General features: G+C 45.3%; 21 protein-coding genes. 6 read left to right on the forward strand and 15 right to left on the reverse strand.

Features of this window, described 5'->3' with window-relative positions:
* Positions 1–3 precede the first annotated feature (3 nt).
* The 12 genes from rplR to rnr all read right to left on the reverse strand — a co-directional run bounded on the left by rplR (position 4) and on the right by rnr (position 12,403).
* Entirely contained in the window at positions 4–357 is a 354-nt protein-coding gene (rplR, locus tag ACFI6L_RS14780) for a 50S ribosomal protein L18 (RefSeq protein WP_014950908.1), read from the reverse strand.
* A 12-nt stretch (positions 358–369) separates the two neighbouring features.
* Entirely contained in the window at positions 370–903 is a 534-nt protein-coding gene (gene rplF, locus ACFI6L_RS14785) for a 50S ribosomal protein L6 (protein WP_014950909.1), read from the reverse strand.
* Between the two features lie 13 nt (positions 904–916).
* Positions 917–1,309, reverse strand: a complete 393-nt coding sequence (gene rpsH / locus ACFI6L_RS14790) for a 30S ribosomal protein S8 (RefSeq protein WP_012519224.1) — start codon at positions 1,307–1,309, stop codon at positions 917–919.
* 13 nt (positions 1,310–1,322) lie between these two features.
* Positions 1,323–1,628 (reverse strand): 30S ribosomal protein S14, encoded by a 306-nt coding sequence (gene rpsN / locus ACFI6L_RS14795; RefSeq protein WP_012519225.1) that lies wholly within the window; start codon positions 1,626–1,628, stop codon positions 1,323–1,325.
* A 12-nt stretch (positions 1,629–1,640) separates the two neighbouring features.
* Positions 1,641–2,180, reverse strand: coding sequence for a 50S ribosomal protein L5 (gene rplE / locus ACFI6L_RS14800; protein ID WP_012519226.1), 540 nt, complete (start codon positions 2,178–2,180; stop codon positions 1,641–1,643).
* A gap of 17 nt (positions 2,181–2,197) precedes the next feature.
* Complete coding sequence (gene rplX / locus ACFI6L_RS14805; protein WP_014950912.1) at positions 2,198–2,512, reverse strand: 50S ribosomal protein L24; 315 nt, start codon at positions 2,510–2,512, stop codon at positions 2,198–2,200.
* Between the two features lie 12 nt (positions 2,513–2,524).
* Positions 2,525–2,893: a 50S ribosomal protein L14 gene (gene rplN / locus ACFI6L_RS14810; RefSeq protein WP_012519228.1), complete on the reverse strand. Its 369-nt coding sequence runs from the start codon at positions 2,891–2,893 to the stop codon at positions 2,525–2,527.
* A gap of 221 nt (positions 2,894–3,114) precedes the next feature.
* Complete coding sequence (locus ACFI6L_RS14815; RefSeq protein WP_462574307.1) at positions 3,115–5,223, reverse strand: GAF domain-containing hybrid sensor histidine kinase/response regulator; 2,109 nt, start codon at positions 5,221–5,223, stop codon at positions 3,115–3,117.
* 132 nt (positions 5,224–5,355) lie between these two features.
* Entirely contained in the window at positions 5,356–6,750 is a 1,395-nt protein-coding gene (locus ACFI6L_RS14820) for a DUF4397 domain-containing protein (RefSeq protein WP_462574308.1), read from the reverse strand.
* Positions 6,751–7,061: 311 nt separating this feature from the next.
* Positions 7,062–8,732: a S8 family serine peptidase gene (locus ACFI6L_RS14825; protein WP_462574309.1), complete on the reverse strand. Its 1,671-nt coding sequence runs from the start codon at positions 8,730–8,732 to the stop codon at positions 7,062–7,064.
* A 512-nt stretch (positions 8,733–9,244) separates the two neighbouring features.
* The gene (gene rlmB, locus ACFI6L_RS14830; RefSeq protein ID WP_239246084.1) at positions 9,245–9,985 is read right to left on the reverse strand and encodes a 23S rRNA (guanosine(2251)-2'-O)-methyltransferase RlmB; all 741 of its coding nucleotides are present in this window, start codon (positions 9,983–9,985) and stop codon (positions 9,245–9,247) included.
* Positions 9,986–12,403 (reverse strand): ribonuclease R, encoded by a 2,418-nt coding sequence (gene rnr, locus ACFI6L_RS14835; RefSeq protein WP_462574311.1) that lies wholly within the window; start codon positions 12,401–12,403, stop codon positions 9,986–9,988.
* A 307-nt stretch (positions 12,404–12,710) separates the two neighbouring features.
* On the opposite strand from rnr, the gene ACFI6L_RS14840 reads away from it, so the two are divergent.
* Positions 12,711–14,429 carry an alkaline phosphatase D family protein gene (locus ACFI6L_RS14840; protein ID WP_462574312.1) on the forward strand — a complete coding sequence of 573 codons (1,719 nt, stop codon included), beginning with the start codon at positions 12,711–12,713 and terminating at the stop codon, positions 14,427–14,429.
* Between the two features lie 121 nt (positions 14,430–14,550).
* On the opposite strand, the gene ACFI6L_RS14845 is transcribed toward ACFI6L_RS14840, so the two are convergent.
* Positions 14,551–16,914 carry a TonB-dependent receptor gene (locus ACFI6L_RS14845; RefSeq protein WP_283633220.1) on the reverse strand — a complete coding sequence of 788 codons (2,364 nt, stop codon included), beginning with the start codon at positions 16,912–16,914 and terminating at the stop codon, positions 14,551–14,553.
* 318 nt (positions 16,915–17,232) lie between these two features.
* Between ACFI6L_RS14845 and ACFI6L_RS14850 the strand changes: the two genes are divergently transcribed.
* Together ACFI6L_RS14850 and ACFI6L_RS14855 are read left to right on the forward strand one after the other, a co-directional pair.
* Entirely contained in the window at positions 17,233–17,514 is a 282-nt protein-coding gene (locus tag ACFI6L_RS14850) for a PepSY domain-containing protein (protein ID WP_014950922.1), read from the forward strand.
* A gap of 101 nt (positions 17,515–17,615) precedes the next feature.
* Complete coding sequence (locus ACFI6L_RS14855) at positions 17,616–18,179, forward strand: cytochrome b/b6 domain-containing protein (protein ID WP_462574313.1); 564 nt, start codon at positions 17,616–17,618, stop codon at positions 18,177–18,179.
* A gap of 137 nt (positions 18,180–18,316) precedes the next feature.
* Here the strand turns inward: ACFI6L_RS14855 and ACFI6L_RS14860 are convergent, their stop codons facing one another.
* Positions 18,317–18,961, reverse strand: a complete 645-nt coding sequence (locus ACFI6L_RS14860) for a tetratricopeptide repeat protein (RefSeq protein WP_462574314.1) — start codon at positions 18,959–18,961, stop codon at positions 18,317–18,319.
* A gap of 178 nt (positions 18,962–19,139) precedes the next feature.
* The gene (locus ACFI6L_RS14865) at positions 19,140–19,391 is read right to left on the reverse strand and encodes a TIGR02647 family protein (protein WP_014950925.1); all 252 of its coding nucleotides are present in this window, start codon (positions 19,389–19,391) and stop codon (positions 19,140–19,142) included.
* 294 nt (positions 19,392–19,685) lie between these two features.
* Here ACFI6L_RS14865 and ubiD point away from each other — a divergent pair, with 294 nt between their 5' ends.
* From ubiD to ACFI6L_RS14880, 3 genes are all read left to right on the forward strand, one after another.
* A complete protein-coding gene (ubiD, locus tag ACFI6L_RS14870) occupies positions 19,686–21,152 on the forward strand; it encodes a 4-hydroxy-3-polyprenylbenzoate decarboxylase (RefSeq protein ID WP_014950926.1) in 1,467 nt (488 codons plus the stop codon).
* Positions 21,153–21,250: 98 nt separating this feature from the next.
* On the forward strand, positions 21,251–21,946 hold the full coding sequence (gene fre, locus ACFI6L_RS14875; RefSeq protein WP_462574315.1) for an NAD(P)H-flavin reductase: 696 nt from the start codon (positions 21,251–21,253) through the stop codon (positions 21,944–21,946).
* A gap of 197 nt (positions 21,947–22,143) precedes the next feature.
* Positions 22,144–23,562, forward strand: coding sequence for a M28 family metallopeptidase (locus tag ACFI6L_RS14880; RefSeq protein ID WP_462574317.1), 1,419 nt, complete (start codon positions 22,144–22,146; stop codon positions 23,560–23,562).
* The last annotated feature ends 244 nt before the right edge of the window (positions 23,563–23,806 follow it).

A 23,806-nucleotide genomic window follows, 5' to 3' on the forward strand; every position in this document is an offset into this window, starting at 1 on the left:
CTCCTAGAACTGAAGACCAGCTTCGCGAGCTGCATCAGCTAATGCTTTAACGCGACCGTGGTATTGGAAACCACTGCGATCGAAAGCCACTGTTTTAATGCCTTTCTCAAGCGCGCGCTCTGCGATTGCTTTACCGACTACCGTCGCTGCTTCAGCGTTACCTGTAGACTTAAGATCTTTTGCAAGATCTTTCTCAACAGTTGAAGCCGCTGCCAACACTTCAGAACCGCATGGAGCGATTAGCTGAGCGTAGATGTGGCGAGGTGTACGGTTAACTACCAAGCGATGCGCGGCCAGTTCACGAATTTTTGCTCGTGCGCGAGTAGCGCGACGAATGCGAGCTGTTTTCTTATCCATCGTATCACCCACCTACTTTTTCTTAGCTTCTTTACGACGTACGTGTTCGTCAGCGTAACGTACACCTTTACCTTTGTAAGGCTCTGGTGGACGGTAACCACGAATGTTCGCCGCAACCTGACCAACCACCTGCTTATCGGCGCCTTTAACGACGATTTCAGTTTGGCTAGGAGTTTCAACCGTAATGCCTTCAGGCATTTCGTATGCTACAGGGTGAGAGAAACCTAGTGTAAGGTTTAGTTTGTTACCTTGTGCTTGTGCACGGTAACCAACACCTAACAACTGAAGTTTTTTCTCAAAACCTTCTGAAACACCTTGAACCATTGCGTTAAGGATAGAGCGCGCAGTACCAGCCTGTGCCCAACCGTCAACAAAGCCTTCACGTGGAAGTGCTTTAAGTTGGTTCTCTTCCTGTGCAACTTCTACAGCGTCGTTGAAAACGCGGGTCAAAGTGCCTTTACTACCTTTAACAGTAACTTCTTGACCAGAGATAGAAACTTCTACACCTGATACAACGTCTACTGGGGCTTTTGCTATACGTGACATTTCAACTCCTCCGTTATGCTACATAACCGATGATCTCACCGCCCATGCCAGCGTTACGCGCTGCACGGTCAGTCATCACACCTTTAGAAGTCGACACGATAGCTACGCCTAAACCACCCATAACCTTTGGAAGCTCATCTTTTTTCTTATAGATGCGCAGACCAGGACGGCTTACACGTTCGATAGTGTCAATTACTTGCTTGCCTTCGAAGTACTTAAGCGTAACTTCTAAAACAGGCTTAACGTCACCAGAAGCAGCGAAGTCAGTGATATAACCTTCAGCTTTCAATACTTCACAGATTGCAACGCGAAGTTTTGAAGAAGGCATAGTCACAGAAACTTTCTGTGCCATCTGGCCGTTACGGATGCGGGTAAACATATCCGCGATAGGATCTTGCATGCTCATTATCAGCTACTCCTTACCAGCTGGCTTTCTTAAGGCCAGGGACTTCACCGCGCATCGCTGCTTCGCGAAGCTTAATACGGCTAAGACCGAATTTGCGTAGGTAACCATGTGGACGACCAGTTACACGGCAACGGTTACGTTGACGTGAAGAACTAGAGTCACGTGGCAGTTGTTGTAGCTTCAGAACAGCGTCCCAACGCTCTTCTTCAGAAACGTTAACATCGCTGATAATCGCTTTAAGTGCGGCGCGCTTCTCAGCATACTTAGCTACTAGCTTAGTACGCTTAGCTTCGCGTGCCTTCATTGATTCTTTTGCCATAACCCTACACCCCTACTTTTTGAATGGGAAGTTAAACGCGTCCAGCAGAGCACGTGCTTCGTCATTTGTATTCGCACTGGTAGTGATAGTGATATCCATACCGCGAACCTTATCCACTTTATCGAAATCGATTTCAGGGAAAATGATTTGCTCACGCACGCCCATGCTGTAGTTACCACGTCCGTCGAATGATTTAGGATTCAAACCACGGAAGTCGCGAACACGTGGAATAGCGATTGAAATCAAACGCTCTAGGAATTCCCACATACGCTCGCCGCGTAGGGTTACTTTACAGCCAATCGGATAACCTTCACGGATTTTAAAACCCGCTACTGATTTTCTAGCAACTGTAACAACAGGCTTCTGACCGGCGATAGCCGTCATGTCAGCTTGAGCATTCTCAAGTACCTTTTTGTCAGCAACTGCTTCACCTAAACCCATGTTTAGAGTGATTTTTTCAATCCGAGGGACTTGCATGACGCTTTTGTATCCGAACTGCTTAGCAAGTTCAGCTACTACTGTTTCTTTATAGAAATCATGCAGTTTCGCCATCGTACTCTCCAATATAATTAAACAAGTTCGCCGTTAGACTTGAAGAAACGTACTTTCTTCTCATCTTCGAAACGGAAACCAACGCGATCTGCTTTGCCCGTTGCCGGGTTAACAATCGCAACATTAGAAACGTGAATAGAAGCTTCTTTCTCAACGATGCCACCAGCTACGCCCAGTTGTGGGTTTGGCTTAGTGTGCTTCTTAACGAGATTAACGCCTTCTACAATTACACGGTTATCAGCAATAAGCACTTTAAGGACTTTGCCTTGTTTGCCTTTGTCTTTACCCGCTAATACGACTACTTCATCATCACGACGAATTTTATTAGCCATTATCGTGACTCCTTATAGTACCTCTGGGGCCAATGAGATGATTTTCATGAAGTTTTCACTTCTCAACTCACGGGTAACCGGGCCAAAGATACGCGTACCAATTGGTTGCTTGTTAGCATTAAGCATAACAGCCGCGTTACCGTCAAAACGAATGGTAGAACCATCTGCACGACGAACGCCTTTTCTAGTACGCACCACCACTGCATTCAGTACGTCACCTTTTTTAACTTTACCGCGAGGAATTGCTTCCTTAACAGTAACTTTGATGATGTCACCGATACCTGCATAACGGCGATGCGAGCCACCAAGAACCTTAATACACTGAACCCTGCGAGCGCCGCTGTTGTCTGCAACGTCCAGGTTAGTTTGCATTTGGATCATGTTAGTGCTCCGCTCTTAAAATTAAGACTCTCCCGAGTCGTTAGTGCTGCTAAAAACAACTGGATGTCGTTGCTTTTATGTACATACCCCCATAAAAAGGGCGCGAAATAATAACAGAAAACATTTGGAAGTGATAGCGGTAAATTGAATTATTTTTAAACTATGTGAGCAATAAAAAAGCCCCGACTAAAAGTCGGGGCTGATAACCACGTCATAGGTTATCAAGCAGGATCTTTTAGGCGATTTTCATTACTTACAAGCTGCTTACTCAAGTGCCTGTAAAGGCACTCTTTCAACCGGCTTACACCAACAGGTTTTGATATGAAGTCATCCATGCCGGATTTCAAGCATTTTTCTTTGTCGCCGGTTAACGCATTTGCGGTTAATGCAATTATTGGGATGTCCCGTGCCTTGTCTCCCATTGACCTAATTAGCTTCGTCGCCTCTAACCCATCCATTACAGGCATATGGCAGTCCATCAAAATGATTGTGTAGGGTGACTTTCCTTTTAATGCGTCTTTAACTTTTTCTACTGCCTCTTCACCGTTTTCTGCTAAATCGGCGGTAATGCCTATCTCTTTTAGTTGCTCTTTAATGACAAGCTGATTTATTTCATTGTCTTCAACTATTAGTGCTTTAAACGCGCTCAGTTCCTGTTTAGAAGGGATATAAACAGCATTATGGCCACATGCTTTTTCGGCTACGGTGCCTGCGTTAGCATCGTCTAGCATGAGGGTTACGATAAATCGCGCCCCCACGCCTAAATCGCTGCACACCTCAATTTTACCACCGTAATGCTTCACTATTTGACTGACTATAGACAACCCTAAGCCTGTGCCACCATATCTTCGCTGCGTCGAGTTTTCTGCTTGAACGAACGGCGAGAAAATGAGCTTTTGCTGTTGCTCGCTAATTCCGATCCCTGAATCAGTCACGATTAGTTTTACTCTGAACCGCCCTTTTCCGTATCGGGTGCTTTTAGTTTCAACCGTTACCTTCCCCTCTTTTGTGAATTTAATGGCGTTATTCAATAGGTTAATCAGAATTTGCCCAATTCTTAGTTTGTCAGCTATGAAGGTTTTGCCCTCAACCCCCTTTGTGCTTACTGAAAGTTCAATACCTTTCTCGTGAGCTAGCCGCGTGAACATCGGCACTTGCTCTTCTATGGTGTCAGCAAGGTTGGTGGGCGATTCTTCAAACGACATGTTGCCAGAGTCGATTTTAGAAAAATCCAATATATCATTCACGATGTTGAGTAATGAATCTGCACTTTTCATAGCAATAGAGGCATGTTCTAGCTGGGTAGAATTTAGCGAGGAACTAATAAGTGCTTCAAGCATGCCCTGTACCCCATGAATTGGTGTTCTTATTTCATGGCTCATATTCGCAAGGAACTCACTTCGTGCTTTCAAGGCGCTTTCTGCCATATCCGTTTTTTGCTGCAGCATTGCCTTGTCCATGTGAAGCTGCGTAATATCAACTGTAGCACCAATTACCTTAACGCAACGGTCATTTTCCATGACCGGATGAGCGCGGCTTTGTAACCAACGGGTTTCTCCCGCATCGGTGCGAACTTCAAGTTCATAGGAAAAATCTTCGCCGGTTTTTATCATCTGATTGAACTGGGCGACGTATTTATTCCGCTGGTCTTCATCAACCACGAATTTGATCACGTCTTCTGGCTTTACTACTTTTTCACCGTGCACATGCAGCATTCGCTTCAGTGCACCAGACCAAATCAATGCTCCGGTATCAATATTTAATTCCCATGTACCTACACCGGCAAGGTTAGTCACTTGGTGTAATAACGAGTTTCTCTCTTCTAATATCGCTTTTTGCGCATTGAGATTACTTATCGCTTGTTGACGCTCTAATTCGTTGCCTATCCACGAAGCAAGCAAAAGTAAATAATCCATCTCTAATGGCGTAAAGGGTGTGTCCCGTGGACCGAGAGATGAGAAGTTTACTGTACCGAAAAATTCACCATGTACTCGCACTGGTGAAGCGAGATAACTCTTTAATGTGTATTTTTCAAAACACGGATGCGAGGCACCTGGCGCAGTATCTATATTGTGATAAGCGACAACAGCATCGCTGTTCACCACGTCTGCACAGTAAGTGTCTGGTAATGCGAAGGTCGTATTTAATGGTATGTCGTTGTCGGGCGTAATAACGCTAAGCACACGGTAATTATCGCCTTGAATGTTACTTACAATCCCTGTTTCCAACCCGAGTATTTCCGTACCTATGCTTAGCAAGCTCTCGAGCTTTTTATCAAATGAAAGTGCTTTGTCATTTGATATGGTTTGTAGATCTTTAATGATACTCATGAGGATTTTCGCCCTCCCGGACAGCAAGTAAAAAGGCCAACGTTTTTAGCGTTGACCTTTTAAACTTACGTGAAATATACGCAGATGAAAGTTTTCACCCTTATCAATTAGTATAATAAATGTACTAACCGATTAATAAAGCACGTTAATTTCATATCCCGTTGGCGTATCCGCTGGCTCAACAGTAACTATATAGTTTTCTTCCTCTGTAAAGCCAAACAGCGCGGTTCTATCAAGCAGCACCTGCTCCTCGTTGTCATCTTCGTATACGGCAATCACTTCATAATAGTCTGATGGCAGCACTTCACTGGTACTTTCAGCAAATTCAAGATTCTGTATATCGTACTCAGCAGTATCAATGGTTTCGTCATTTCTTACCAAGTAGAAGTCTACGTCATCAAAGTCGCTAACTAAGTTGATGAAGTTTACTGTCTTATCGTAGGCCTGAGGCAAACCACTTTCTACAAAGGTTGCTGCGCCTAATTTATTGTTGGTGTTGTAGATAAGAATAGCCTTACTCTCACCCTGATTAAGCGTAATTAGCTTGTTGCTCAGTGACGTTACTGTACCTGATGGGTCTGTTACGGTAACGCGATAATCGCCATAGCGGATAGTACTAAACTCAGACAACTCGCCCGCCGCGAGTGTAAAACTGACGTCCTCTTCATCAGTGTTTCCACCAAAGGTAACCTGAAGCTCTGCATCCAGATTCGTAGAATTGTAAATACGATACTGTGAATCTGCTTCTACATCTGTAAGCGCCGTAACTGATGAAGAGTTAAGAATAGTGTCTACAACTAGCCCTTCTTGAATGGCGCCACTGACATCGCGCAGTGTCATTAGATACTCAGTTTCGTATACAAAATCGATGGTTTGTGATTCAAAGACAACATCGTCACTTCCTGGTTCGGTCAAATAAATCGTGTACTCGCCCTCATCAAAGTATTCACTGTCATCATCTGCATCCCAGAAGTCAAATTCAATCATGTCGCCCGTTGTAACCGTGCCAAGGAAGTTGGCTGCTTCAAACGGGTCGCCAGACTCACTCATGTAGAAATCATAAGAAGATTCATCTACTGCTACCGACAAAGCGAATAGGCGGAAGTGATCTTCCAATGTTTCGCGCTTATAAGAATAGGTGGTAAAAACAGGGTTACTAAAGTCACCACTCATAACAACAATGGTCTTATAACCGGTTTTTAAGTTAACGGTAATCTCGTCAATAAATACTTCTTGGTCGTCTGAATCAGTTCGAATGAACTCGAGTTCTAATTCTCCATCATCCATAGAGTACATTGACGTAGTGTCACCAAATTGAGCAGAGCCAAAGCTATCGCCATCAACTTCACGCATTTCTACATTAGCACCGTTAGGCGAAGCGTTGTAAAACTGAATGTAAGCATACGAATAATCTGAGCTACTGCTGCCTGAGCCACCGCAAGCGGTAAGCCCAAGCAGTGCAATAAGCCCAATTGCCGCTGCTTGGAACCATGTTCCACGAAGCAAAGATTGAGAGGTCAATTGCATAAATTGAATGTCCTTTGAAGTTGTTCTTGGTTGGATAAAGCCTGCGTTAAAGCAAATAGGCACATGTAAAGAGTGCTGTTCTTGGCACGCACAATACAGCGATATGGCTATGTGAATAGGGCTTAGTTCGCAGCTTTACGTCAACTTTGCAAAGCTGACCTTTCTTTATGGAAACTTGACATTCAAGCTACGAAAAATGCTGGTAAAAGGCATAGGTGTGCGAATAAACGTAAGCAAACCGCGCACAAAACTGAAACAAAAAAAAGCCTGCATAAGCAGGCTTTAACTGTGTCTTAGGGAGACGGGATTACTTACTCATACGAGTATGATAGCGTCACACCGCTGTATGACGAATAAGCGCGAATACCAATGTGCCACGTGCCTGACGCTGGCGCGTCGAATGTACATACTTCGCTGTTGCCATTTTGATAAGGACGACAATCATAGCTATTCGTTTCTGGCTGTGAGCCAAACTTCACATAAAGGTCTGCGTCGCCTGAGCCACCAGCAGTACTAATGGTCATTTGCGTTACGCCCTCTGGAATAGTCCATGTGTAACGATCCCAGTTACCACGAGAACCTGAAAGACCAGTTAGCTGACCTGATACTGGCTCTACACCAGGCTCAGAACCGCCACCGCCACCAGTACCGCCACCGGCACAACCGTTGGTGTTAAGGTAGTTGTAGGCATCAGCAAGCTGCATTAAGCCATAACCGTAGAAGTTATCACGCCCCGCACTGCCTTTATCTTCTGCCGTTGCATTAAGTGCACTACGAATTTGGTTATTTGAACACTGCGGGAAGTAGCTCCATACCAGCGCTGCACCACCAGCAACGTGCGGAGTAGCCATTGAGGTACCGCTTAGCGATGCATAGGTGTTAGTAGGATAAGTAGACTGAACTGCACTGCCTGGCGCGGCAATTTCAACCTGATCGTTATATTGGCTGTAGCTTGCACGGTTTTCGCTTGAATCTACCGCTGCTACTGACATTACTGCATCATATGAAGCAGGGTAAGACTTCGCACTGTTACCATCGTTACCTGCCGCCGCAACTAACAACATGCCTGCATCTGTGAAGCTCTGCATTGCATTTCGCTCGGTAGTTGACGAACTGCCGCCACCTAAGCTCATGTTAACTACGTTTGAGCCGGCATCCTGACATTGGGTGATAGCATCGATTAGGTCAGATGCGTAAGTCCATTGGCCATTGTCGTTGAAGATTTTAACGATATGCATATCTACGCCAGGATACACACCAACTACACCTTCGTTATTATCGTATGCTGCAATGGTTCCCGCTACGTGGGTACCGTGACCGTTACCATCGTTATACCAGTTACCTACAGCACTATTATTTGCCTGACCTGTAACGCCATCGTTTGTTCCAGGCAAATCTGGGTGACCCAGGTTGTAACCTGTATCGATGATACATACTTTGCGAGCCGTAGTATCTGACTGTGCAAATTGATTAGCCTGAACCATGGTGTAGCCGTAAGGCGTGGTCTGCGCCATAGGCTTACGACGAACGTCCACTTCAATACTTTCTACGTTTGGATTTTTACGAAGCTTGTTCAGCGCTGACTTACTCATTGTAGCCGCTACCATTTTATGCTTCTTAAGCTCTTTCTTAATTGCACCACCTGCTTTTCTTACTTCTGATTTAGCAGACGCGATATCGAAAGGCTTTTTACCTTTTACTTTGGCACTTGAGATTTGACCTTTACCTTTTAATGCACTCACTTCAACCGTTTCACTGGTCATCTCATCTTTGAACTTGATGATGTAACGCTCTTGGTCAGTGGTGACAAGACGATCGACAGTCAATCGCTTACCTAGTGCTTGTTTTAGGGTTTGAGGCTTTTCTTTAACTTTTACCAGACCTTCGCCTGCTGCCATTGCAGAATTACCCATTAAGCCAAGTGATACAGCTAGAGCAGCTGCTGTTAGACATGTGTGTTTCTTATTTAATTTTAAGTTCAAAATTTATTTCCTGTTTTATCTGTCTTATTAACTTCAACACTGTTTTATTCCGTGCTTTGGAAGCTATTTGTTATTAAATGACATACAGGTATAACCATTACCTCATACGAAAAGCTCATCCATGACAACCGACGCAACTGCGTTGCAACGACCTACCCGTTTGTCAGGTATGCAAATAAACGGTATTACCAATTATTTACAGAGCTCATATTAGGCGGCGAATCAGGCTGTTGAGTATGTTGCCTTAACCCTGGTGAGCATTTTTAATACCTTTAAAAATGCACAAAAAAACAACACAACTTATGAAGAGCGCGCCATATGTGTATTACGAGCAGATTCATGGTAGGAATAAAAAACTATAATTAACATTAATTTCACAAATTCAAATGTAACAAAATATTAAACTCTTTATAAGTTTTACTTAAATATAAAAAAAGCGTGTACCCAAAGGTACACGCTTTTTTAAAAACCAATTGAAAACTCATTAGAGGCTCAATTCTAGCAACTTAGCCTCATAAACTGCGCTGTCTTACGATCTCGTATAAGCACACGCCGGTTGCTACCGACACGTTTAAACTTGTCACACTGCCAGCCATAGGGAGCTTCACTAACTCATCGCACGTTTCTTTGGTAAGTCTACGCATGCCCTTACCTTCAGCCCCCATTACTAATGCAGTTGGGCCTTTCAGGTCTACATCATAAAGGGTTTTATCGGTTTCACCGGCTGTGCCGACGATCCAAAGGCCTTTATCTTGAAGGTGCTTCAAGGTTCTGGCCAGGTTCGTGATTTGAATAAGTGGAACCACTTCAGCTGCACCACAGGCCACCTTTCTTACTGTGCCGTTTAAGCTTGCTGATTTATCCTTCGGTACTACTACCGCGTGTACCCCTGCTCCATCTGCAGTACGCAAGCACGCACCTAAATTATGCGGGTCGGTAACACCGTCTAGTACCAAAATTAAAGGCTGCGTTTCGCTTTCTAAAATTTTGTCTAAGTCAGCTTCATCTAGCACGCGGGCTGGTTTTGCTCTTGCTACCACACCTTGGTGTTGCTCACCGCTTACTTTGTCATCTAGCGCTTTGCGCTGACAAAACTGAACGGAAATACCGAAACGACGGGCTTGGTTAACAATGTTGGTTAGGCGCTCGTCATTGCGACCTTTTAACACTAACACTTCCATTACACGCTCGGGTTCTTTTTCAAGTACCGATTGCATGGCATGTAAACCGTATAACCATTCTTGCTGCGCCATTTAACGCTTACCTCTTTTATTCAATGACAGTGTTTTGCCGCTACTACCGCCTTTGGCGCTGCCGCGACTTGACGATTTTCCACCGCTACGACTAGACGAGCTTGAGCCGCCTTTGCCTTTGTTCCCTTTTTTATCAGAACGCGAGCCTTTATCAGAGCGTGATTTGTTATCAAAACGAGTAGGTTTATCTGAAGCCTTTTTCGCAGACCTCACTTTTACCTTCTTACCCTTAGTGCCGCGCAGCATAGACTTATCGAGTAATAAATCAATCTTTCTTTCATCAAGGTTGACCGCTGCTACGGTTACTTCAACCGTATCACCCAATCTGAACTGGCGATGGCCCGACTCACCAACCAGCGCTTGTTTTACATCGTCATAGTGATAATAGTCATCATCTAGCGATGTAATGTGTACTAGGCCGTCGATGTGATATTCGGTAAGACGTATAAATAAACCAAAGTTAGTGACCGAGCTGACCACACCTTCAAAGGTGTCGCCGACGTGGTCGAGCATAAACTCGCACTTAAGCCAGTCAGCCACGTCACGGGTGGCATCATCGGCGCGGCGCTCTGTCATTGAACACTGCTCGCCTAACTGTTCAATTTCTTCAACGGTGTAGTTTTTCGCGCCACTGACAGCTTTTTTGCCCTGCTGTTTAGCAATAATGCCTTTTAGCGCACGGTGCACGACCAAATCTGGGTAGCGACGGATAGGTGACGTGAAGTGCGCGTAAGCTTCTAGCGCCAACCCAAAGTGACCTACGTTGTCACCATCGTAAACCGCTTGCTTCATTGAGCGCAGCAGCATGGTTTGAATTAGTTCTTCGTCCACTCGACCGCGGGTTTTAAGCACCACATCGGTGAATGCGGCAGGCTCCGCGTCTTCAACTATGCGATGAGGAATACCGATTTCACTTAAGTAACTGGTAAATGCGGTAAGCCTGTCGGCGTCTGGTTTGTCGTGCACACGGTATAGCGCTGGCGCCTCATGCTTTTCAAGCATAAGAGCCGCACTCACGTTTGCCATGATCATGCACTCTTCAATAAGCTTGTGCGCGTCGTTACGCACCAATGGCACAATATTTTCAATCTTTCGCTGGGCGTTGAATACGAACTTCACTTCTTGGGTTTCAAACTCAATGGCTCCGCGCTTGGCACGGGCTTTTTTAAGCGCGCGGTACAAGTCGTGAAGATTGCGTAGATGAGGTACATGAGGCTCGTAACGCTGATGAAGTTCTTTGTCGCCCTGCAGAATATTCCACACTTTAGTGTAGGTTAAACGGGCGTGTGAGTTCATGACTGCTTCGTAAAACTGGAATTCTTCTAGTTTACCATTTGCACTGATGGTCATCTCACACACCATACATAGGCGATCGACTTCAGGGTTTAGTGAACACAAGCCGTTTGACAGTACTTCTGGCAACATTGGAATTACTTGGTCAGGGAAATAGACCGAGTTACCGCGCTGCTGCGCTTCATCATCAAGAGCTGAGCCTGTTCTTACATAGTGACTTACATCGGCAATAGCTACCCATAGCTGCCAGCCACCATCGTCGAGCGGTTCACAATATACCGCGTCGTCGAAGTCGCGGGCGTCTTCACCGTCAATGGTAACAAGCGGAAGCTGGCGCAAGTCTATGCGACCTTCTTTGGCTTCTTCGGGCACTTGGTCAGATAGCTTTTCCACTTGCTTGGTTACGCCTTTAGGCCACTGATGTGGAATATCAAACGTACGAAGTGCCATTTCTATTTCCATACCTGGCGCCATATGTTCACCAAGTACTTCAACAATTTTGCCCACCGGACTCATTTTACGGCGTGGACGCTGGGTAAGCTCTACCACAACCACCTGCCCCATTCGAGCACCGTGTGTGCTCTCTGGTGGAATAACAATTTCGTGCTGCAACCGGCTGTCATCTGGCACAACCATGCCAAAACCTTGTTCAACAAAGTAGCGGCCAACAATTGGTTCGCTGCGTGGCTCAATGACTTGCGTAACAAACGCTTCTTTTCTTCCGCGGCGATCGGTTCCGCTAATGCGCGCTTCTACCACATCGTCGTGAAGGAACAGGTTCATTTGCCCAGCACTGATAAATAAATCACCGCTCTTATCTTCAGGACGCAAAAAGCCGTAGCCATCACGGTGACCAATAATTCTGCCTTTAATGAGTTCATCACGGTTTTGGAGAATGTATTTTTTCTGCTTGGTAAATTGCACCTGACCTTCGCGCTCCATGGCACGTAGTCGGCGCTGAATTCCAATTCGCGCTTCTTCGTCGAAGGCGTTCACCAAGTTACAGATATCAAGAAACGACAACGGCTTGTCGTGCTCTTTTAATAAACTCATTAAATATTCGCGGCTGGCTACCGGATTTTCGTACTTCTCTTTCTCGCGCTGATAATGCGGATCATCACTCATGTATTTTAAATTTACCTTTCGTATTTTGTTCAACGTGTTTTCGTTTGTGGCTTAGTTCTTCAAAGCCCTGTAGAAAACATAAATATGATTGTTTAGACACACAAACCATTTTTGGTTCATGTGGTTATTTGCTGCACAGTATAACAGTATTTGCAGTAAAACATTGACTGTTATTATGGATTCTCAGCCTGACATCTCTATGTCACAAACACTCAGTATAAAAATGGGTTTTCGTTTTTGTTGCATGAGCGTTCAACAAAACAATGACATCACCGGATACCTTACAAACCTTATAAAGAGCAGGCATATGGATAGAAGATCGTTTATAAAGCTGTCGTCACTCGCAGGCGCGAGCGTAGCAGTGTCTACAGGGCTAGCAGGCTGTACTGTTAGCGCTTCAGCAAACAGCCAACCGCAAACCAACGCTACCTTTACCCATGGTGTGGCGAGTGGAGACCCATTAAAAGACGCCGTGATTATTTGGACGCGCGCCGTGCCCACAGCAAATTTGGGCTCAGGTTCGGGCTCAAAGTCAGCTTTAGCCAAGGCCGATATTTTATGGGAAATGGCAAGCGATGCGGATTTTGCCAATGTGATAAGTAGCGGTATTGTTGAAACCAAAGCAATCCATGATTTTACCGTAAAAGTGGATGTAGCAGGACTTAGTCCAGCTCGTCGTTATTTTTACCGTTTCAAAAGCGCTAATAATACAAGCCCTGTTGGAGAAACCCGTACGCTACCTGAGGTCGATGTGTCTAACGTCACGTTCGGCATATTTTCTTGTTCCAACTACCCCGCTGGCTTTTTCACGCCTTATATGGAAGCAGCGAAAGACGACAACATCGACTATGTATTGCACCTTGGTGACTACATTTATGAGTACGATGGTGAAGGTTACGCAACTGAGCACGCCAAGGAAATTGGCAGAACCTATGTGCCAGATAACGACACCGAGCTTTACACTCTCACTGACTATCGCAACCGCTACGCGCTATATCGTACGGATGAAGGCTTGCTGTCGTTACATCAAAATAAGCCATTTATTGTTGTGTGGGATGATCATGAAATTACTAACGACACCTACAAAGACGGTGCTGAGAATCACCAAGAGGATGAAGGAGATTTTTATGCCCGTCGTGCAGCGGCCGTACAAGCTTTTTATGAGTGGCTACCCATTCGCCCACCTTTTGGCACCGAGCGCATAGAAATTTATCGTCAGTTTACCTTTGGTAAACTTCTTGACTTATATATGCTCGACACCCGCGTTCTTGCCCGCGACAAACAGCTTGAATACGCCAACTATCGCGATGCTGAAACTAAAGCGTTTGATCAAGCACGCTTTATGAAAGACATCGGCAACCCTAACCGCGGTTTACTCGGTGAAACCCAACGCAACTGGCTACATTCGTCTATGCGGCAAAGCCAGGCTAAATGGCAGGTGTTAGGGCAACAGCTATTAATAGGCCGCATGCTTTTCCCTGTATCTATTTTTAACGGCGTTGAACGCAAAGCAATACCTGATCATGTACATAGGCTCGCGAATATCAAACGCAAACAAAAGCAAGGTGGTGCACTTAGTGAGCAAGAGCTTGCGCTTATCAATACCGTAATGCCTTACAACTTAGACGCATGGGATGGCTACCCTGTTGAGCGGGAACAGGTGCTGATGCAGCTTAAGTCCATCGGCAAGCCAGTTATTGCCCTTGCAGGTGATACACATAACGCTTGGCACAATAAATTAACCCTTAAAGACGGCACGGAGGTGGGAGTTGAACTTGCCACACCAGGCGTGACGTCACCCGGTATGGAACATTACCTAAGCATGGGGGATGAAAAAGCTAAAACCCTTGCAGACGACCTACCGCTTCTTATAGAAGATTTGCAGTACTGTAACCTCCACCAGCGCGGGTTCATGACTTTAACCGTTAGCCAAGATAGCGCAAAAGCAACGTGGCACTATGTTGATGTGATTTTGACCAAAGCAGGCAAAGTGGTTAATACGCATAGCTATGAGATAAACGCTTGATAAAGGCTATTTATTAAGACGGAATAAGCCGCATGCTTGCGGATTTACTTTATGAAGTCATTTTTTAATTAAATAAGTAAACGCGCTTAATTGAATGCGGCGCGTTTACTCCTTGCCAACCTTAAAACTCGTAATAAACACGCACACCAGCAATGCGTGGCATCCCGCGTACGAAGGTAGGAATACCCAATCCACCGCCCGTATTACCAGCATCAATCAAGAATTCTTTATCAAACAGGTTGTTCACGTAAAACTCATAGGCAAACTTGCTGTTGTCTTGAAGCAGCTTCACCGATACATCAGTCAGTGAGTAAGTATCTTGAGAAAGACCAGGGTAATTGCTGCTTTCAAAAAACACTTCTGACTGGAAACTGGTAAGCCAGTTAACATCAATGTCAAAACTGTCCATATTGAATACTTTGTTGATGTTTATCGCGCCGCTAACTTCTGGCGCTAAGCGGAACTTATTGCCACCGTATTGGAACTCAGATCCATCAGCAGTATTGTCTGCAAATTCAGCGTCAAGGAAACCAAGGCTTGCTGTTAGCGTCAGCGTCTCGCTGTAGTTATAGGTCGCCATGCCTTCAATACCCGACATGGTCGAGTCGCCTACCGTTACAGTAATAGACTGTAAGGTTTCTGCGTCGGTAAAGCTTTGCTGATAATCGCTGTATTCGTAGGTGAAAATGGCACCTGAGAACAGGAAGTTCGCGCTTTGGTATTTAATACCTAAATCGTAACTGTCTACTATTTCAGGTTTAGTCACATTAACGCCACCTGCATTAGCATCCACAACTGGTGAACGTCGTCCCCTAGCGTAGTTTGCGTATACGTTCCAGTTGTTATTAACATCATAGCTTACGGCAAAGCGCGGCAGGGTATCGTCAAAGTCGCGCTCGGCATCGAACGTAAATGCACCGTCTGCAGTAGTATAAGTATTACGGGTATAACGTGTTTCGTCGATATAGCGCACGCCAGCAGTAATGTTGATGTCGTCGGTAACAAAATACGACACCTCAGCAACATAAGACGCTATATCAAGTTCAGCTTCAAATATAAACGGCCCTTGTATCAGAATAGGCGGCAATGCAGGGTTAGAAATAGGAGAGCCATCTTCATTAAACAGTTGCGACACTAACATCGCACGCAGTGCTTCTATTTCTTCTAACGATGCGTCAGTAGCGATATTCTGATTTAGCGGAATGTTTGAGGTGGCCTCAAGCTGTGCTTTAACCGCATCGAAGGTACCACGTACAAATGGGTCGACCATCACATAGTAGGGCAAAATAGAATCGTCTTGAGTAATAGACGCACCTACAAACGCGGCCAATTTATCACCCGAGTCATACACTAAACGCATTGACGCACCTTTAAGCGTAGCATCGTTATCAAAGTAAGCATCTTGAATTCTAAGTGCTGATCCATCAGCATCGAAACCTTCGCTTACTTCTACATCTTTATAGTATGCGTCGGCATGCAGACTGAGCATTTGGTTGAAATCGTAGTTTACGGTTAAGTCATAAGCTTGAAGCGTTCGTTCAATGCCTAGTTCACTGCCTAAACTAAATTCGGCATCAGTAAAAGGGCTAGTATCTCCGCCATTGGGGGCGATAGAGCCTGATTTGAAGGCAATGCCCGGCTGGTCGTTATACTCCATGGCTGCGCGCGCAATGATTTCAAGCTGATCATAATTCGCTCGCCATGTTGCACGTAGTGCTTGTACTGAAACACCCTGAAGATCTTCGCTGTTGCACGGCACTTCTTCACCAAGATGGTTGTACATATTTGCATTACCGTAATAGGAGTCAGCGCTACAGGCATTGTTTTCTACAATGCCGTCCATTTCGCGATAAAGACCTGCTATACGAAAACTGTGGTTGTCGTTAATAGGCTGGTTATACATGAATTCAAGTTCTTGCCCTTGCTCTGAGTTATAGCCAACCTGTACCTTGCCTTCTTGTTCGAAGGTGGGAAGATTAGAATGAATACTCACCGCACCATTGGCTGCCGCCACACCAAACAAGGTTGGCTGGGGGCCTTTTAAAACCTCTACGCGCGCAATATCAAAAAGCGCGACGCTGGCTACCGTCTTTTTACTGATATCAAAGCCATCTTGATATACAGAGATGCGAGGCGTTGCCGACACCGAAGATACGTCGTCAGTCACGCCTCGAATATTAAAGGACGGTAAGCTTACAGCCTGCTCTTGAATTTGAACGTTAGGTAAAATACGAGAAAGCTCATCAAGTTCCATGATATTGGTGCGCTCTAAGAACTCGCTACCTATTACATCCATAGTAACAGGCACATCCATAACGGACTGCTCACGCATTTGTGCGGTTACCGTAATCTCTTCTATATAGTTATGTTCGTTTTCTGTGTCGGGCGCTACTTCTTGTGCAATTGCGGCGCTTGATAGCGCAAATGCAATTGTTGTGGCAAGCAGAGAGCGTGGATAAACCGTTCGTGGGTACAGAGGACGCATCAAATCATTCCTTTTGTGTGCTTATTGGGTGTTTTATGTATTTTTTAAACATTTCGCCGACAGATTGGCGACATTGCCTAGTGTTTAGAAATATCAAAGCCCAAAAATGTAGAACGCTTTTGAGACGGTTCGATGAACTATCCGTGACATGTCGGAGGCAATTTTATGACAAGTATTCTGTGCCCCGTTATAAAACCAAACAGAACTCAATTCTGTACAACAAAGTAGTGCAACCTCTATGCACAAAAGAACAATGTCAGTACAATATTTAAGTAGGATAGAAAGAACTTTTAAATAAAAAGCGAAACGGAGACTGCAATGAAAAAACTAATGATGGCTACTGCTATTGGCGCCGCGACCTTATTAAGCGCATGTAGTGCAGAGCACGGCACCACTCAGTGTACTACTGCGCCGGAAGCTGAATGGCAAAACCAAGATGCGTTTCAGGCTCAGCTGTTAGCGCAAGGCTACAAAATCAACGAATTTAAAGTGACAGGCGGTAACTGCTACGAAATCTACGGCTTCGATAAAGAAGAGAACAAAGTAGAGATTTACTTTAACCCTGTTGATGGCAGCATTGTTAAAAAAGAAATGCACTAAATTCTGTTTAGCAAACGGTTCATCGAACGCTTGCTTTAAAACTTGATAAAAACGCTGCAAACTATTGCAGCGTTTTTGTTTTACCCTGAGAAAGTCACGTAATGCACAAAGCTAAAGACACGGGTTCAGATATTTATGTTTGGGATTGGGTAGTGCGCGTATGCCACTGGGGCATTGTTGCAAGTTTTATCACCAACTACTTTATTGTAGAGCCGGGCCGGCTTTTTCATGAAATAGCGGGCTATGTTGGCGTAGCGCTTACATCTATACGCGTTGCTTGGGGCTTATATTCAGCTAATCCCAACAAAAAGGGCTCCACAGCTTACGCTAGCTTCTCCACTATTTCGCTAAGCAAGCAGGCCTTTAGAGAACATCTTCAGCACTTAAGGCATAAACAAATCCCACGTACTCATGGCCACAATCCTTTTGGCTGGCTTATGGTGATGGCAGTTATTGCCCTTTTGCTTGGGTTAGGTATTACCGGTTTTATGATGGAAGAAATAGACGCACTGTTTGGGAATAGCACGCTGGAATGGATACACAGTATTATGGCTGATGTATTGTACGGCTGTGTGTTGGTGCATATTGCTGCCGTATTTGCTGTACAACGTATGGGTAATATTCAGTTAGTTCGCCCTATGCTTACTGGCTGGCGTAAGCGTTAAGCCTACGTAAAGACATAGATGTGCTGCGGACATAAATACACTTTTGCCGAAGCTGGCTTGTTGTGTTTGCCAGCCTTTCTGCCCTTAAGATTTTAGTTGCCTGCAGGTGTTCGTTATCACCTCGCCGCTTGTGGCTTTTAACTATCCAAAGGCCGCTTTGCCTCTCGCACGGCTTTCGGGTGCATTAATTTTTCTAAGCGAGCGAGGTAAGACGCAATTTTCTGATGCTGCTTTTTATCGTTGGTCACCGAGTTATAAAGCCAGTGGTATGCGTCTTCATAATCGTAAGGACTGCCATAACCGTCCAAAAACAACTCAACCAAGTGAATTTGCGCTTTTAGGTTTTTAAGCGCAGCGGCTTCTCGTAAATACACCACGGCGCGAGATTTATCCTGCTGTACGAGTGTGCCTTTGGCATAGTAACGCCCCAATTGCTCTAGTGCTGCTGGCAAACCTTGATTCGCGGCATCTTCCATGTAGCCAATACCACGGGCAGGTTCAGCGTCTACGCACACGCCCCACGCCAGCATATCTCCCCATAAAAACTGGTAGGCCGGTACTTTCAACACGTTGGCACGCGCTTCAATGTCTTGCACTAATTGGCATCGATCAGCCACTACTTTGTCTAAATGCGTATTAGCATTAATCATATCGATTAAGGCATCTTGGCTGTAAAGCTGAACTGCGCGAAGCTCTTCAATCGTTTCCCCTTCAAGAGCATGAGCGCAAAAACCCGTGACAGTCGCGCAGATAAATAAGGCTGTGTGTAGAATACGTTTCATAGCAAAAGAGTATGTGTTGATTACAATGTCTTAGTTAAGGTATCGACTAATTATAGATTATCTTAACCAAGACATGCTTTTCTTTACGAATGGACACATGAGCGTCTGCGGCCAGCTAATATCTGCTTTCAACTTTATGCTGACCACCTGCATTTAACCGTACGCCAGCATCTTGCTTTTAGTGGCTACTTTTTCGTGGGCACATGGCCGATTGGATATGGCGGGCGTGATCGGCTAGGTCAATACCTAAATCAGTTAGGTAACCACCGTCTGGCTGGGTGATTAGGCCTTTTGAGTATAGCCTGGATGCTGCGTTCACCATGCTTTGGCTGGCATCGTGATGAATTTTTAAACCTTGAAGTAGGCTGTCTGTTGGAAATTTCAGTAACAAATTTAATTCGTCTAACATGTCCTGATCGAATGAACTCATGTAACCACCTTAGGCAAAAGGGTTAGTAGGGATTTAGCACGCTGGCCACTGTAAAACACCTCAGCAAAGCACTATGGTAACAACCTATACCGAAGCGCACACACCAAAGCACTATTAGCCCTAGATTTGTTAATATTTTTAACGCTTTCTTATATCACACCCAAATGGCACCTCTGTAAAGCGTAATTTATCTGTAAAACGTTTAATCGTGTAAACACAGCGCTTACTGATCGGACTTTGGCGCTAAATAGTATATTCTTGCCATAAATTGAGTTTGTGGATGCACCTGCACTGATGAAGTACAAAGATTTACGCGACTTTATTCGCCAGCTAGAAGCTAAAGGTGAATTGGTACGCATTACCCAGCCCATTGATACCGACCTTGAAATGACAGAAATTGCCGACAGGACGTTGCGTGCTGGCGGCCCTGCGCTGTTATTTGAAAACCCGAAAAACCACGACATGCCCGTATTGGCTAATTTGTTTGGTACGCCAGAGCGCGTAGCTATGGGCATGGGTCAAGAGTCTGTTGAAGCACTTCGCGAAGTAGGTAAGCTACTGGCTTACTTAAAAGAGCCAGAGCCCCCAAAAGGGCTGAAAGATCTTTGGGAGAAGCTGCCAGTATTTAAACAGGTACTTAATATGCCTGCCAAAGTACTTAAAAAAGCCCCTTGTCAGGAAGTTGTACTTACCGGTGACGACGTAGACTTGTCAAAAATTCCGGTACAGCGCTGTTGGCCGGGTGACGCTGCACCTCTGGTAACATGGGGTTTGAGTGTTACTAAGGGGCCGCATAAGAAGCGCCAGAATCTGGGCATTTACCGTCAGCAGGTTATCGGCAAAAACAAACTTATTATGCGCTGGTTGTCACACCGTGGTGGCGCCCTTGATTTTCGTGAGTGGTGTCAAACACACCCAGGCGAGCCCTACCCGGTATCTGTGGCCCTTGGCGCAGATCCCGCTACCATTTTAGGTGCGGTTACCCCTGTACCAGACACCCTTTCTGAATATGCTTTTGCGGGCTTACTACGTGGTGATAAAACCGAAGTAGTTAAGTCTATTAGTAACGACTTACAAGTACCTGCCAGTGCCGAGATTGTGCTTGAAGGTTATATTGCACAAGATGAAACAGCGCCTGAAGGTCCATACGGCGATCACACCGGGTATTACAATGAAGTCGATGACTTCCCTGTGTTTACGGTAACGCATATTACCCATCGTAAAGATCCTATCTATCATTCAACCTATACAGGCCGTCCACCAGATGAGCCAGCTATTTTAGGTGTTGCGCTAAACGAAGTGTTTGTGCCTATTTTGCAAAAGCAGTTCCCTGAAATTGTCGACTTCTACTTACCGCCTGAAGGATGCTCTTATCGTATGGCAGTAGTGACGATGAAGAAACAATACCCTGGGCATGCGAAACGGGTGATGATGGGTGTGTGGTCGTTCTTGCGCCAGTTCATGTACACCAAATTTGTGATAGTGTGCGATGACGACGTCAACGCGCGTGACTGGAACGATGTTATTTGGGCCATCACTACCCGTATGGACCCAGCCCGCGACACGGTAATGATAGAAAATACGCCTATCGACTACTTGGATTTTGCGTCCCCCGTTTCAGGGCTAGGTTCTAAAATGGGAATGGACGCCACCAATAAAATGCCGGGCGAGACCGACCGAGAATGGGGCGTACCTATTGTGATGGACGAAGACGTTAAGAAACGCGTTGATGATATTTGGGACAGTCTTGGTATTATGTAGCGACTATTTTTAGCGCTATTTATTTTGTATTGAAACATGCGCTTTTCTTAAGCGCATGAAAAGGCGACACGCTAAGCAAGAAGGTTAGAAGAGAATACATGTCAGAAATTAAGTGTAAGGTTGCAAGCATCACGCCTTTAACCGAAGTGGTTCAAAAAGTTGAATTAACGCCAGCAAGCCCTGTTGAGTTTAAGGCGGGTCAGTACGCCATGGTGGTAATGGGCGAAAAAGATATGCGTCCATTTTCTATTGCCAATGCCGCATTTGATAATAGCCGCATTGAATTACACATTGGCGCAGAGCCTGGCAATAGCTACGCTGGTGAAGTGCTAGAGCGCATGCGTGCGGATGGCGAAATTACCGTAAACGTAGGTAATGGCAATGCCTTTTTGCAAAGTAATGGCCTGCCTATGGTGCTTATTGCTGGTGGTACTGGCTTCTCATATACCTACTCTATTCTGCAAGAGCATCTTAACAGCGGTGATAAGACATCACTTACCCTTTATTGGGGTGGAAAACACGCGGCTGATTTGTATTTAGCTGACAAGCTAACTGAGCTCGCTGAAGCTAACGATCACTTCACTTTTGTGCCGGTTGTAGAGTTTGCATGCGACGAATGGAAAGGCAGAACGGGCTGGGTACACCATGCGGTAATGGCAGACCACGCTGACTTTGCCAATATTCAGGTTTACGTTGCAGGTCGTTTTGAAATGGCCAAAGTTGTACGCGATGATTTTACACAACGCGGCTTAAAAGTTGAGAACCTGTTTGGCGACGCGTTTGCGTTTATTTAAGCGCTAGCGTAAACCCATATTCTGAAAGCCGGCGAATGCCGGCTTTTTTGTTTTTTTAAAGTCATTTTTCATTCCCAGCGTCTTACTCCTTTTTTCAATCGCGATGCCTTGCGATGACCAACCATTAAACACGTTTACTCTAATTGTAGCTTTGCCACGTATTCGTTATGGTGAAAAAATAAAAACAGGAGATAACAATGATAAAAAACCGACCCGCACTAGCTAGTATAAGTGCAAAAATAAGAACTGAGTTAACGAAAGTACTGGCATCAGCTGTATTAGTAAGTAGCACAGTGTCATTCGCCGCTCACGCACAAAGCGAGCAGCAGCAAGCACTTTACGATATTGCCAAAAATGTCTCTGCTAAAAACATTGAAAAAGACATTACTACGCTGGTGAACTTTGGTACACGCCATACCCTTTCTGAAACCGAGTCCGATACTCGTGGTATTGGTGCTGCGCGACGTTGGATTAAATCTGAATTTGATAAAATTTCAGCCGAGTGTGGTGGCTGCTTAGAAGTGTACTACCAGTCGGAAGTCATCAGCGGAGAAAAACGTATTCCCGACCCAGTAGAAGTGGTTAGCGTTATCGCGATACAACGCGGTACCACCGATCCAGACCGTTACGTCATCATGTCAGGCGACATCGATTCACGGGTGTCTGATGTAATGGACTTCACCTCTGACTCACCAGGGGCAAACGACAACGCCTCTGGTGTTGCCGGTACCCTTGAAGCTGCGCGAGTACTATCCAAATACAAGTTTAACGGCAGTATCGTGTATGCTGCTTTATCTGGCGAAGAGCAAGGGCTTTTCGGCGGGCGTATTATGGCAAACCAAGCCAAGGAAGACGGCTGGCGAATTAAAGCCGTGCTCAATAATGACATGATAGGCAATATCGAAGGGGTTAACGGTGTGATTAACAACACCACCGCTCGCTTGTTTGCTGAAGGTACACGCGTAACCGAAACGGATAAGGAAGCGCGCATGCGACGTTTCACCGGGGGTGAAGTTGACTCACCAAGCCGTAACCTTGCCCGTTACATCGATAAAATTGCCGATCAGTATATTGAGAACCTAGACACGATGGTGATTTATCGTTTGGACCGTTTTGGTCGTGGCGGCCATCATCGCCCGTTCAACGACTTGGGCTATCCGGGTATTCGTATTATGGAAACTAACGAAAACTACACCCGCCAGCATCAAGACCTTCGCGTAGAAGACGGTGTTGCCTATGGTGACACCTTGGATGGCGTCGACTTTGATTACGCTGCCAAACTTACTGGCCTTAATGCTGTTTCACTTGCTGCAATGGCGTGGGCACCGAATCCACCTGCAAATGTAGAAATTGCCGGTGCAGTTCAACCCTCCACGTTTTTAAAGTGGGATGCACTAGACGCTGAAGAGAACCCTCAACTTAAAGGGTACAAAGTATACTGGCGTCATACTGATGCTCCGCAATGGGAATACAGTAAATATGTGGGTAACGTCACCGAGGCTATGCTTGAGAACGTCGTTATCGACAACTACTTCTTTGGTGTAGCCAGCGTGAACAAGGACGGTGTTGAAAGCGTTGTCGTTTATCCAGGTCCTGCGGGAAGCTTTGGAGAATAAGCGTTTATGTTGAGCGCCTATATTGAGCGCGCTTATACGCATCCAATTACGCATGCAATCAAGTTCGTGACGTTAAGCTGGTAATGAAACCGGCTTATCGTCACGAATGACTTTACTCAATAAAAGCTAGTATAAAGGTGGACACTACACTCAATATATTGATGTCGCTTACATTTTGTTAATTTAAGCCAGTACGTGTTTATTGGAATTAAGCGACTAACTGCATTACAGTGTAGTAAATGTA

The sequence above is a fragment of the Alteromonas sp. G4i35 genome, from assembly GCF_054960375.1.